The 13,378-nt window shown below is 53.4% G+C and carries 12 protein-coding genes; all 12 read left to right on the forward strand.

All coding sequences use genetic code 11. The features are described 5' to 3' along the window. The first annotated feature begins 157 nt into the window (after window positions 1–157). The 12 genes from M891_RS24100 to M891_RS0116960 all read left to right on the forward strand — a co-directional run bounded on the left by M891_RS24100 (window position 158) and on the right by M891_RS0116960 (window position 13,126). The gene (locus tag M891_RS24100) at window positions 158–631 is read left to right on the forward strand and encodes an acyl-CoA thioesterase (protein ID WP_051417068.1); all 474 of its coding nucleotides are present in this window, start codon (window positions 158–160) and stop codon (window positions 629–631) included. Then, window positions 624–1,877, forward strand: coding sequence for a beta-ketoacyl-ACP synthase II (gene fabF, locus M891_RS0116905; protein ID WP_028539653.1), 1,254 nt, complete (start codon window positions 624–626; stop codon window positions 1,875–1,877). Before M891_RS24100 ends, fabF begins: the two co-directional genes overlap by 8 nt. A gap of 13 nt (window positions 1,878–1,890) precedes the next feature. Continuing rightward, a complete protein-coding gene (locus M891_RS0116910) occupies window positions 1,891–3,561 on the forward strand; it encodes a class I adenylate-forming enzyme family protein (RefSeq protein WP_028539654.1) in 1,671 nt (556 codons plus the stop codon). Between the two features lie 339 nt (window positions 3,562–3,900). Continuing rightward, entirely contained in the window at window positions 3,901–4,812 is a 912-nt protein-coding gene (locus M891_RS0116920) for an ArsR/SmtB family transcription factor (RefSeq protein WP_028539655.1), read from the forward strand. Window positions 4,813–5,045: 233 nt separating this feature from the next. Further along, window positions 5,046–6,800 carry an ABC transporter substrate-binding protein gene (locus tag M891_RS0116925; RefSeq protein WP_374700834.1) on the forward strand — a complete coding sequence of 585 codons (1,755 nt, stop codon included), beginning with the start codon at window positions 5,046–5,048 and terminating at the stop codon, window positions 6,798–6,800. A gap of 81 nt (window positions 6,801–6,881) precedes the next feature. After that, window positions 6,882–7,835 carry an ABC transporter permease gene (locus M891_RS0116930; RefSeq protein ID WP_028539657.1) on the forward strand — a complete coding sequence of 318 codons (954 nt, stop codon included), beginning with the start codon at window positions 6,882–6,884 and terminating at the stop codon, window positions 7,833–7,835. Window positions 7,836–7,852: 17 nt separating this feature from the next. Then, entirely contained in the window at window positions 7,853–8,794 is a 942-nt protein-coding gene (gene opp4C / locus M891_RS0116935; RefSeq protein WP_028539658.1) for an oligopeptide ABC transporter permease, read from the forward strand. 12 nt (window positions 8,795–8,806) lie between these two features. Continuing rightward, entirely contained in the window at window positions 8,807–9,790 is a 984-nt protein-coding gene (locus tag M891_RS0116940) for an ABC transporter ATP-binding protein (protein ID WP_028539659.1), read from the forward strand. Continuing rightward, window positions 9,783–10,748, forward strand: coding sequence for an ABC transporter ATP-binding protein (locus M891_RS0116945; protein ID WP_028539660.1), 966 nt, complete (start codon window positions 9,783–9,785; stop codon window positions 10,746–10,748). Before M891_RS0116940 ends, M891_RS0116945 begins: the two co-directional genes overlap by 8 nt. Before the next feature lie 44 nt (window positions 10,749–10,792). Next, a complete protein-coding gene (locus M891_RS0116950; protein WP_232228364.1) occupies window positions 10,793–11,254 on the forward strand; it encodes a hypothetical protein in 462 nt (153 codons plus the stop codon). A 203-nt stretch (window positions 11,255–11,457) separates the two neighbouring features. After that, window positions 11,458–12,201, forward strand: coding sequence for a vWA domain-containing protein (locus M891_RS0116955; RefSeq protein ID WP_016314671.1), 744 nt, complete (start codon window positions 11,458–11,460; stop codon window positions 12,199–12,201). Further along, window positions 12,173–13,126, forward strand: coding sequence for a serine/threonine protein kinase (locus tag M891_RS0116960; protein WP_016314670.1), 954 nt, complete (start codon window positions 12,173–12,175; stop codon window positions 13,124–13,126). Before M891_RS0116955 ends, M891_RS0116960 begins: the two co-directional genes overlap by 29 nt. Window positions 13,127–13,378: the final 252 nt, after the last annotated feature.

Raw genomic sequence — 13,378 nt, forward strand, 5'->3', positions numbered from 1 at the left:
GAACCTCAGGTTCTTTTTTCTTAGGTGCGAGGAATGGAGTTGAATCCAAGGATTCAAGGATATGGAAGGAATACATTTTTTTGATATTTTCAACTTTGTTCGATGGGAGTAGAATTATGGTGGTTAACTTACTTTTCGTTAGGAAGAAGGGATGACAATGAATCGCACAGAGGCACGATACGACCTGGACATGATTGTGACCTGGGGAGATTGCGATGCGGCGGGGATTTCCTATTACGCGAAAAATTTTGACTGGTTTACGAATGGACGCATGAGATTGCTCGAGTCTTATGGGCTGCCTTATATGAGCGCCTTTCACCATCAAGGGATTTCGCTTGTCTGCTTGACGGCAGATTGCCAATATAAAAAAATGCTGCGTCCTGAAGAAAGAGTGACGCTCAGCACTTGGATCAGCTCATTGACCCGAAGTCGAATGGCTTTTTCCTATCAGCTGTATAAGGAAGGCGGGGTGCTGGCTGCTGAGGGGATGACGACCCATGCGTACGTGGACGAGCATGGGCAGCCCGTCAACCTGGAGAAGCGGCATCCGGAGCTGTGGAATCAGTTAACTGAAACCCACCGGCAACGCAGTGAACAAGTTCGTGAGAGCGGAGGGTCGCCCCATGCGTAGCGGCAGAGTAGTGATTACCGGCTCTGGCGCGGTGACGCCGGTGGGTATCGGCGTTCCGGCCTACTGGCAGGGATTGCTTGCGGGAGTAAGCGGCGTGGCAGCGATTACGCGATATGACGCGGAAGCGATGCCCGTGAAAATTGCCGCAGAAGTGAAGGATTTTAACCCGGCCGACTTTATGCCGCGGAAGCTGGTCGGACAATCGGATATTTTTATGCAGTTTGCCTTTGCTGCGGCGCAAGAAGCGCTGGAAAACAGCCGGCTGAAGGCGCGTCCCGAACGGATTGGCATCGTGGTAGGTACGGCGCTGGGCGGCATTTCCTCGGCGGCGCAAGCGCAGGAGCATATCACTAGCAGCGGCAGCTATCGGGTGTCGCCTCATCTGGTGCCGAAGATATTGGGCAATATTGCGGCGGCTCACATCTCCATCATGCATGGCATCCAAGGGCCAAGCCTCACCGTCAACACCGCCTGCTCCTCCGGGGCAGACGCGATTGGTATGGCGCGGATGCTGCTGCTCTCGGGACAAGCTGATGCCGTGCTGGCTGTTGGTGCGGAGTCGATTTTGTCCGCGCTGATGGGGGCGGGCTTGTCCGCAGCTCGGGCGTTGTCTACACGGAATGAAGAGCCGTCTCGGGCCAGCCGACCATTCGAGCGGGACCGTGACGGGTTCGTGATGGGCGAAGGCGCCGGCGCGGTGCTGCTGGAGACGCTGGAGCATGCCGAAGCGCGGGACGCTGAGATTCAAGCCGAGCTGCTCGGCTACGCCAACAGTTCAGATGCTTACCATGTCACCTCGCCGGAACCAAGCGGCAGCGGACAAATTCGTTGTTTGCGCATGGCGCTGGATCAGGCCGGAGTCGGCGCAACCGATATCGATTACATCAACGCGCATGGCACTTCAACTCCACTCGGTGATCGGATTGAAACGGAATCGTTGAAGGCAGTCTTTGGTGAACACGCTGGACAAATTCCTGTTAGTTCGACCAAGGGAGCGACAGGGCATTTGATGGGCGCCGGCGGAGTGACGGAACTGATTGCTTGCATCGGTGCGATTCGGGAAGGTATCGTGCCGCCAACGTTAAATTACGAGCATCCGGATCCGGAATGCGATCTTTATTATGTTCCGAACCGGCCGCGAGCCGCCCGGGTACGGATGGCGATGTCGAACGCCTTTGGTTTTGGCGGCCAGAACTCGTCGCTCATTGTGGGCGAATATAACGGAAGTGCAAATCCACGAAGATAGGGAGGATCCATCGATGGAGACGATCAACCAATTTACGTACGATGTACGGATGTTTAAAGATACGTTTGAACATGAGTTCACTTATATCAACGGTTTTATGCGGAACGTGCACCGGTTCGCGACCCGTCCGGCATTAACTTGTCCGCTGCGAGAACGGACCTGGACTTATACAGAGCTGAACGAGGAGGTCAATCGTCTCGCCCATGCGCTGATCGGGGACGGCATCGGCAAAAACGACGTGGTCTTGTATCAGCTGTTGAATTCAGCGGAATTCGTGTTCAGCTATCTGGCTCCGCAAAAGCTGGGCGCGATCAATTGCCCGATCAACTTTAAACTGTCCCCCGGCGAAACCGCCCATATCCTTGATGACAGCAAACCTCAAGTATATATCTATGACGCAGAAATTCAAGAAACCGCCGAACGGGCGCTGGAAATGGCCCGCCATCGGCCACGCCGGATTATCATGGTCGATTATACCGGCACGAAAACAGCGCCGCAGGGTCATATTTTATATTCGGATTACGTGAAGCAGCAGCCTGTGGCAAATCCGCCGATCGAACGGGCTTCGCATATTTATGATGAGGTCACCCGCTTGTATACCTCCGGGACGACGGGGATGCCAAAGGGCGTACCGATGAACAATATCAACGAAGTGCTCTCGGCTCATGATGTCGCGATGCATTTTCCACTCAGCCCGGTCGACAAAACGATGAATATGAGCCCGTGGTTCCACCGCGGCGGCCTGCATTCCGGCGGACCAACGCCAACGCTTTATGTCGGAGGCGAAATGGTCATTCTCCGCTACTTCCATCCGAAAACGGTGCTGGAGTACGTGGCCAAATACGGACTGACCTTCCTGATCGGGGCACCGCCAATGCTGAAGATGCTGCATGATACGCAACTGAAAGAGAATGCCGATCTGTCCGGGCTCAAAGGCATTGTCACGATGGGGGCGCCGTTGTCTGGGGCGGATTGCATTAAATATCAGCAGGTGCTGACAAAGAACATCTTTAACGGCTACGGGACTTCGGAAGCGTTCTGGAATACGTTCCTGCGTCCTTACGACTTGCCGGGAATGGCCGGTTCTGCCGGACGCGCCTGCACCGACGACGAAGTTGCCGTGGTGAAAGTGTTCCCGGACCGCCGAGCGGAGCCGCATGAACATGTCGCCAAGGATGGCACCGAAGTGGGCGAAATTATCGTGAAAGCCCCCGGGAAAACAACGTACTCCTACATCAATAATCCCGGTGAAAGCGAGAAGGTCTTCTACAAAGGCTGGATCTATATCGGCGATATGGGAACATGGGACGAAAACGAGTTTGTCACCATCGCCGGACGCAAAAACGATATGATCGTGTCGTCCGGCGAAAATATTCACCCGGTGCAAATTGAGGATGTACTCAACCAGCATCCGAAGGTGAAAGAAACGGTGGTTGTCGGCGTGCCGGACGAGCTGCGCGGCGAATCCGTCGTCGCCTACGTGATCAAAAACGACGAATCGCTAACCGCCAAAGAATTGCATAAATATTGCAGCGAGCATCCGATGTTAGCGGCTTACAAGCGGCCCCGCTTCTATCGATTTATCGATGAGCTGCCGTATACGGCAACGGGGAAAAAGCGTCATTTTATCGTAAGAAACATGGCGTTGGAGGACCAAAAAGAAGGCCGGCTCGAGCGGCATTAATGCCTGTGCTTTCTAAAATTGATGTTCTAACTGCAAAAGTGCATCTAAAAAAGCGCAATATGCACAAAGAACGACTTATCTGCGAATATAAGCTGCAATTTTACATTATGGCAGGCGCCAAAGGGTGATTTTGACCCAAATGAACTGTACTTTTACATCTCGTGGCGGCAACGGCGCAAATACGACAGTAGTGGTGCATTTAGCGCATAAGGCGAAGTCATGGTTTACGTAAGAACTTGAGGTGAGAACCTCAAGTTCTTTTTTTGGCGGAAAAATCTTGTTTTGGCTGAACGGGGGGGAAGCACGTTATAATAGGGGGTGAGAAAGGGGAGTTGAATATTGGATTACCGCGTGGATGTCACTTTTGAACCCCGGTACGAACTACTCAGCAGCCTACATACGATGATATGCCGCAAATCACATAAAAAAATCGACTTGGGCCCGGTATGGGTGAAGGATACGTTATCTCGAATTACGCCGGATTTCAGCTCCACTCTCAACGATATGGACGTGGACAGCGATTGGAAAATCACGTATTTGCTAGCTTACTTGTGCCCGGAAGAAGCATCCCCCGAGGAGTTTCTGGCCTGGCTGGAAGAGAAGACGCCAGGAGATCTGTATGAACTGATCGCAGTGTACAGCCAGCAATTTCCGAAGGATATGGGACAGTACCGCTCCCGTACCTTGTCCGTGTTGTCCAGTTGGCACGAGCAATATTTTCGTAAGCTGGCGCCGGAAGTGATTGAGGGACTGCGTTCCGAGGCTCAGACGCGTGCAGCGGAGCTGGCCCACCAGACCGAGCTGTCAGTATTCATTGAAAAGACGACGAACGGACTCACGTTTCTGCCAAAAGAAGGGCTGGAAAAGCTGGTTCTTGTGCCGCACTATCATTTTCAGCCGATGAACATTATTTATCATTTTGGCCGGATCACGTTGTGTCATTATTCGGCACGGTTCTATCTGGGTGACGAGACGGATTTTCCTCCCCATGACTACCGGATGCTCCGGGCACTCGCCGAGCAGAGCCGGTTGAAAATTTTGCGATTCTTGAGCGGCGGCCCTCGAACGTTTACGGAGATCGTCCGTCATTTGCAAATCTCCAAGGGGATTACGCATGATCATGTGTCCAAGCTTCGCAGCGGCGGCTTTATCCGTGCCCATGTCGATGGGGAAACGATCTCCGAATATAGCTTGCGTCCGGAAATGCTGGATGTGATGCACCAGAAATTAGTTGATTATATCGTAAACTAAAATAGCGTCAGTCCTGGCAGTCATAAGGACTCTGCTCCGTGCGAACGGAACAGGGTCTTTTTTTTGTGGCATAAATGCTATATTCTCTGAATAAAGAAAAAATATTAAGTTCTCTATTTACAGAACAGTGGCCCGATCGTATAATAGGAGCGTTAAAACTCCACTTAACTTATCGGAATTAACGTCTATTGTAAGGTTACACCTGAAAAAAGACAATACGGAGGGAGAGAATCATGCAAATGAACAGAAAACGAGTGACTGCGCTATTAACTTTATTGTTGACCGGGGCTTTGGTCCTTACGGCCTGCGGCGGGGGCAACAATGCTGCGCAAGGATCGGATTCGGCATCGGCTCAGGCGGGTAACGGCCAAAGTGAGGCTGGCGCCAACAACGCAGGTTCGGAGGCTGGAGGCAATCTGCAGTTCATTCCAGCCAGCGATATGTCTAAGCTGCCTGCGATCGCCAAAGAACGCACGGATACAATCATCGTTGGCTTGACCGACCCAAGCGGTGCGTTTACGCCGTACTTCCAGCAGAGCGGATATGACGGCAACGTGTCGTCGCTGCTCTATACACCGCTGGTGACGGTGGATGACCAAGGGCTTCCAACTCCGGGCCTCGCTGAAAGCTGGGAGGTTTCCGATGATCAGCTGACGTATACGTACCATCTGCGTAAGGACTTGAAGTTCAGCGACGGTTCGCCAATGACGGCGGACGATGTGGCTTTTACTTGGACACTGCTGCATGACAAAGCTTACGATGGGGACTCCCAAATTCCTACGCTACATATCGTTGGCGGCGAAGCCTACAAGGAAGGGAAAGCGGACAGCATTTCCGGCATTACCGTGAAAGATTCTCAGACCATCTCGGTTACGCTGGAGCAACCAAATGCAACGGCGCTGGTGCTGCTTGGCGGCGATATTCTGTCTAAAGCCTACTATGGGAAGGACTACAAGTTTGGTCAGCTCGATTACATTAAGAAGCTGCACGAGAAGCCAGTCGGCAACGGCCCGTATATCTTGGAGAAGTTCATTCCGGGGCAAGAGGTGCGCTATGTCGCCAACCCTTACTACTATGCGGGTAAGCCAAAAACCGAGAAGTTTATCTATAAAACCTCTGAAGGGGACACATGGCAGTATCTGGAGACCGGTGAAGTGGACTACGCTTCCTTCAGTGCTACAACCGAGAACATCGACAAGCTGAAAAGCATGGGCTTCGTTAACATTCTGCCGTATACCCCAAGCACTTATGGTTATCTGCAATTAAATCTGGAGCATGAAGCTTTGAAGGATAAGAAAGTGAGACAGGCGCTGACGTATGGTCTGGATCGCCAAAGCATCTACGTGGAAGCGAACCAAGGCGCAGGGCAAGTCGCCAACATTCCAGCTTCGCCTATTTCCTGGGCTTACACGGAAGAAGGCATCAACCAATATGTCTATGACCCGGACAAAGCCAATCAGCTGTTGGATGAAGCCGGTTGGGTGAAAGGGGCAGATGGCATCCGTGAGAAGGACGGTCAGAAGCTGACGATCCATTTCCTTGGTTCCAAGAACGCTCAAACCGACGTCTTTATTGCTGTAGCGACGGAGAACTTCGCGGCAATCGGCGTTAACTTCCAGCCGGAGGTATTCGCGGACTTTAACGCGTTAGTCTCCAAGGTTGAAGGCGGCGACTACGATATGGCTTCCTTCTCTACTCCAATGCTCGCCGACCCGTCCGACGGCGTCCTGCAATTCGTGGATGGCGAGATCAAAGGCTACGATAATCCGAAGGTCAAGGAGCTGTACGACAAAGCGCTGAGCACCAGTGACATCGAGCAACGCAAAGCGATTTATAAAGAGTTGTTCCAGCTGCTGAACGACGAGTTGCCGATTATCTTCACGAGCTATAAGAAGACCGTATACGCCTATAACGGCCGTATTCAAAACCTGACGGTCAGTCCGTTTACCGGCCTGTCCTCCAGCTTGCCGAACTGGTCGTTGGAATAGAATTTAAATCTTTGAAAAATCAGCCGCTCCCCTCGTGTGCCTTGCATGCGAGGGGATGGCTCGTCTAAGGAGTGCGACGCGATGAGCGCCTATATCACCAAACGATTGATTTATATGGTGGCGATTCTGTTGGCAGCCTCGCTGCTGATCTTTTGCCTGTACGCGCTGACGCCCGGCGACTTCATCAGCGGGAACATCAAGCTGACGCCGGAGCGCAAGGCTGAGCTGCGGGAAATCTATGGCTTGAATAAGCCGCTATTAGAGCGGTACTTCATATGGATGAAGAATGCTTTTCATGGCGACTTCGGCTATTCGTTAGCCCAACAGAAGCCGGTACTGGGGTTGTTTAACGACTATATCTGGAACTCGTTCCTGCTGGCGGCAGTGTCGACGTTCCTCACTTGGTTTATTGCCGTGATCGTTGGCGTAATTTCGGCTTACAAGCAGTATTCCTGGTTCGACACGCTGGTGCTGGTGCTGATCTTCGCCGCGATGTCGCTGCCGTCTTTCTTCATCGGGTTGTTCCTGATTAAAATTCTTGCGGTTGATTTGAAATGGCTGCCGCCAGGCGGGATGATCACAACGGGGAGCAATGCTACTGGACTGGCTTACGTAAAAGAAGTGATTCACCATATGACCCTGCCGGTGATCGTTATGACCATTCTGGGAGTCGGTTCGCTGACCCGTTATTTCCGGACCAACATGATTGATGTGATCAAGCAGGATTATATCCGAACGGCCCGGGCCAAAGGGTTGAAGGAAAGCAAGGTGCTCTACCGCCATGCGCTGCGCAATGCGCTGCTTCCGGCGATCACGCTGGTGGGGTTTGAGCTGCCTGCGTTGTTTGGCGGTTCGCTCATCATTGAGAAAATCTTTAACTGGCCGGGGATTGGGCAATTATACATGTCTTCTTTTTCCGTTCGAGATTATCCGTTATTAATGGGATTTACGATGTTGATTGCAATCTTGACCGTGATCGGGACGTTGTTATCGGACTTGCTGTACCATATCGCCGACCCACGCGTTCGGTTGTAATAGGGGGTTAAGCAACCATGAACTCAATTCCAGAACATTTGCCGAAGCCGGGCCCGGGGCAAAAGGCTGCTCGTACCGCCGTGTCCAAGAAGCCGTCGCTGTGGCGGCAATCGCTGCGCCGACTGCTTCGCAACAAACTGGCCATGTCAGGCCTCGTTGTTGTTGTTTTTATGTTTCTTGCCTGCTTCTTAGGTCCGTTGTTCTCGCCGTATGCGGATAACAAAATTCAGATGTCGATGATGAATAAACCGCCGAGCTGGCAGCATTGGCTGGGGACCGACAAGCTGGGCCGGGACGTACTAACCCGGGTCCTGCAGGCTGGGCGTATTTCGCTGACGGTCGGCTTGGTATCTATGGTGTTGTCCGTCTTCTTGGGCACGCTGCTTGGTGCGATTGCCGGGTATTATCGCGGGATTGTGGACCAAGTCATTATGCGGCTTGCCGACTTGCTGTTAACGATTCCCGGTTTGCCGCTGCTGTTCATTGCCGGCGCGCTGTTATCGGAGTGGAAGGTGCCGACCGATTACCGTATGTACATCGTCATGATCATGCTCAGTCTGGTGAACTGGCCGGGGCTGGCGCGGATGATCCGCGGGCAAATGCTAAGCCTGCGAGAGCGCGAATTCATGCAGGCGGCGGTGGTGCTGGGGCTTCGTGACCGGCGTAAACTAATCCATCACCTGCTGCCGAATCTCGTGCCGCTGATTATCGTCATCGCTACGCTGAACATCGGCGGAGCGATCCTTAGCGAGTCGGTGCTCAGCTTCTTTGGGCTGGGCGTGATGCCACCGACGCCGACCTGGGGCAATATGATTGACGCCGCAAATAATTTGATCGACTTCCAGCAGCATCCTTGGCTGTGGATTCCGCCAGGGCTGTCTATTTTTGCCACCGTCATTGCGATCAATTTGTTTGGCGACGGGCTGCGAGACGTGCTGGATCCGAAAACGAACAGGTAGGTGGAGAAGCTTATGTCAACTTTGCTGGAGATAGACCGGCTGAGCACGCATTTTCATACTGAAGAAGGACGGATCAAAGCGGTTGATGAAGTCAGCCTGCGGATCAAGCCGGGGGAAACCGTATGTATCGTCGGTGAGTCGGGCTGCGGCAAGAGCGTAACGGCGATGTCAATTATGGGCTTGCTGCAAAACGGCCCCGAGGTGGAGATCGGCGGACGAATTCAATTTGGCGATACCGATCTGTTGTCTTTAGATAAACATCATCTTCGCGCCATTCGCGGACATGAGATCGCGATGATTTTTCAGGAGCCGATGTCTTCGCTGAACCCGGTGCTGACGATCGGAGAGCAGTTAATCGAGCCGATGGTGCTTCACTTGAAGCTGAGCAAGAAGGAAGCTCGCCAGCGTGCCCTCGAGCTGATTGAACAGGTTGGGATCTCTCGGCCGGAGCAGATTATGAAGAGTTACCCGCATGAGCTGAGCGGCGGGATGCTGCAGCGGATTATGATTGCGATCGCCATCTCCTGCCGGCCGAAGCTGCTGATTGCGGACGAACCAACGACGGCGCTCGACGTAACGATCCAAGCCCAAATCCTCGATATGCTGAGGCAAATTAAGGCGGAATCCGACATGTCGATCCTGCTGATCACCCATGATCTTGGTGTCGTCGCAGAAATGGCTGATTACGTGGTCGTGATGTATGCTGGCAAAGTCGTGGAGGAAGGGGAAGTGACTGCGTTATTCGAATCGCCGAAGCATCCTTACACGCAAGGGTTGTTGAAGTCGAAGCCGGTGCTCGGACAGCGTCAGGATGAGCTGTTTTCTATTCCAGGCCAAGTGCCAAATCTGCTCGATTTGCAGCCTTCGTGTTATTTTCAGGACCGTTGCGCGCATTGCATGGAGATTTGTCGCACGAAAGAGCCGGCATTGAAATCGCTTGGAGACGGCCAGAAAGCCGCTTGCTGGTTGTATGAGGAGGAGAAACGTCATGGGTGAGCCGCTGCTGACAGTACGGCACTTGAAGAAGTATTTTCCAATTAAAACAGGGCTCCTGCAGCGGACAACCGGACAGGTGAGGGCGGTGGACGACATCAGCTTCACCATTCAGCCTGGGGAAACCTTCGGTCTGGTGGGGGAATCGGGCAGCGGGAAGAGTACGGTCGGTCGCAGCATCGTTCGTTTGACGGAGAAGACGGACGGCGACATTCTGTTTAAGGGCACGGACCTTTACTCACTGGGGGATGAAGAGCTTCGCCAGTTGAGACCCAAGCTGCAGATGATTTTTCAGGACCCGTATGGTTCCTTGAATCCCCGAATTCGGGTGGGCGATGCCATCGGTGAAGCTTTGCTCGACCACGGGTTGCTGCCGAAGGCGGAAATCCGCGACCGGGTGCTGGAGGTGCTGGCTTCCTGCGGGCTGTCCTCCTATCATATTGATCGTTATCCGCACGAATTCTCCGGTGGACAGCGTCAACGGATCGGGATCGCTCGTGCGCTGATTCTTAACCCCGAGCTGATGATTGCCGATGAGCCGGTCTCTGCACTGGACGTATCGATTCAGGCGCAAATCATCAACCTGTTCCGTAAGCTGCAGGAGACGCGCGGGCTTACGTATTTGTTCATCTCGCATGACCTTAGCGTTGTGGAGCATCTGTGCACACAGGTTGGGGTGATGTATTTGGGCGGAATGGTTGAAATGGCCTCGCGGGATGAGTTATTCCGCCATCCGTTGCACCCCTATACCAAGGCGCTGCTCTCTGCGGTGCCGCTGCCGATTCCGCGCATGAAGCGGGAGCGGATTATTTTGAAGGGTGATATCCCGAGTCCGGCCAACCCGCCTTCCGGCTGCAAATTCCATACGAGATGCCCGTTTGCTACGGAAGAGTGCAAGCAGCGGGTACCGGAATTCCGCGACATGGGCGGAGGGCATTTTGTGGCGTGCCATTTGGTATAGTGTGAGGTAGAGTAGAGCGAATTAGTTATATAGATAGGGAGGTCATGCTTTTGACACCACCAAAAACCAGCTTGCCGCAGCTCTATGCGCTGCGATTAGAGAGGATTCAGGCGAAGGGCATCCAAGGGGCGGAGCTCGTGGAGCTGCTGGAGCGTAAGGACGCCGATGAATTGCAGCAACGAGTAGACCCGGAGCTGCAGTGGGGCGGATTTGTGGAATACCTCCAGGAGCATTTGGATGAGGTGAAGATTGCCCTATCAGAAGGCTACCGGTTTAAATTTATGACCGTAGGCGGCCTGCGAAGCTTGCTGGAGATCAAATTTGGGTTGCGGGCGGAGCAGGATTATGTTTTTGACAACAACCGCTTTGCTGGCGTTAAATTGCATCGGGAAGCTTATCGGCAACTCAGAGCTTTGGCTCCTGACTATTGGGAGATTTTGATTGATCAGGAGGACCCGGATGCGGGAACTCTCGAAATGCGCATTGAACATAAATATGCAGATTGAATCTGCATTCTATTGAACTTAAGGCGGCGGTCTTAAGTTCCTTTCTTTTTGTAGATATGAGAAAGTATAAAATTCGGGGGATCGGCAAGTGATGAGGCCCGGGCCGGATCTTTCTTCGTACAACTGGTTTGAATTCTATCCTAGCTGGAAATGATAGATACGAGAATGTTCAACTCTATCTATTTGAAGGGCGGGATGATGCGATGAAACAGATCATGTTGATTACGGACGGGTGTTCGAATGTCGGGGAAAGTCCGGTGATGGCTGCGGCGCTGGCAAGGCAGGAAGGAATCACGGTCAATGTGGTAGGGATTGTCGATTACGGTACGATTGGCGAGCTGGGGAGTCAGGAGATCGCTGAAATCGCCAAGGCTGGCGGCGGGATGAGCCGGATTGTCGGCACCGAGAACCTGGCGCAGACAATGCAGATGATGACGCGCAAAACGGTCGTTCAGACGATTCAACAGGCGGTCCATAAAGAGATTCGGCAGATCCTCGGCGATCAGACGGTGAGTGACTTGCCGCCGGAGCAGCGCTCCCAGGTCGTTGAGGTGATCGATGAGCTGAGTGAGAACAGCTCGCTGCAGGTGGCGCTTCTGATTGATGCCAGCGCCAGCATGAAGCCGAAGCTTCGGGCCGTGGAGGAAGCGATTCGAGATATGATGCTGAGCTTGAGCTCGCGGAAAGGGGAGAGTCAACTGGCGGTCTTCCATTTTCCCGGAGCCCATAGCGGAGAGGATGCCGTCCTGGATATGGATTGGACCAGCGATCTGGGATCGGCCCGTTCGATCTTCCAACGCCTCGTCATGAGAGGGGCTACGCCAACGGGACCTGCGCTTCTGAAGGTGATGGATTTTATGCGATATGGTACACTGAATGAACATGGTAAGTCTTGGCGTGAGAAGACGGAGGGACAAGATGGAATCCTCGGCGACTACGTCGTCTAAGATTTCCCTGCCGCAGGGAACGCGGATTATCGGACGCTGGAATGGCGGCCGGTATGTGATCCAGCGTCTGCTCGGGCAAGGGGCTAACGGCGTTGTATTCCTGGTGAAACGGGAGAAAAACGGAAAATTATACGCTCTGAAACTGGGCTTTGATACGCTGGATATTCAATCGGAAGTTAATGTGCTGAAAGCACTGCAGCGTCAAGGCCGGCGGCGGGGGGCGGCGGAACGGGATCTCAATTACCTGGTGGAGGTGGACGATTTCACTTACCAGGGAAGGGAGATTCCTTTCTACGTTATGCGCTATGTGCAAGGGGAACCGTTGCGCGCCTTCTTGGCTCGTCGGGGCCCGCGCTGGCTGGACGTGGCCGGCCTTCAACTACTGCAACAGCTCGGACAGCTGCACCGCTCCGGCTGGGTGTTTGGTGACCTTAAGCCGGAGAACGTGCTCGTAGGGGCTTATGGCGAGGTCGAGCTGATTGATTACGGCGGCGTGACTAGTGAAGGGCACAGCGTCAAGCAGTTCACAGAGTGGTACGACCGCGGCTTCTGGGGAGCGGGAAGCCGTACGGCAGATCCTGCGTATGACTGGTTCTCCTTCGCGGTCGTTTGCATTCATATGCTTGCTGAGAGTGCACTGAAGAAGGCAGCGACTCAGCTGCCGCAGACGCGCAGCCGGAGCGATCTTCTAGCCATCGTCGATGGACATGAGGCGTTGGCGCCGTATCGCGCTTGGCTGAAGCGGGCGCTGCACGGGGAGTTCAGCGATACAGCGGAAGCGTGCCGGTTATGGAAGGAGATAGTCACTCGCCGTATCACTCCGCGGCGCCGGACGCGGCCTGGGACCCCTGGATGGATCGTCGGAGCGTTTGCGGTATCGCTGACCTTGCTTGCCTGTGCGCTTTATTTAACTTTCCGGTTTTAGGTTGGCCGCTGCCTTCCTCAGCTAACGGACACCAGAGACGCTATTCACTCGTCATTGGACTTCCTCCGATTCTAGCTAAGATGAACGTAAACAAAAGACAGCCCTCCAAATTGCTACATCTCGTAGGTTAAAATGGATAGTGTAGTATAAACCAAACCATTTCAGAGCTACATAGCAAAGGAGAGCTGATACTATGCAGTCTACCACAAAATTCGTCGGTTTAGATGTATCCAAAGAAAAAATTTCGGTTGC

The organism is Paenibacillus sp. J14, assembly GCF_000518465.1.
Taxonomy (GTDB): domain Bacteria; phylum Bacillota; class Bacilli; order Paenibacillales; family Paenibacillaceae; genus Fontibacillus; species Fontibacillus barengoltzii.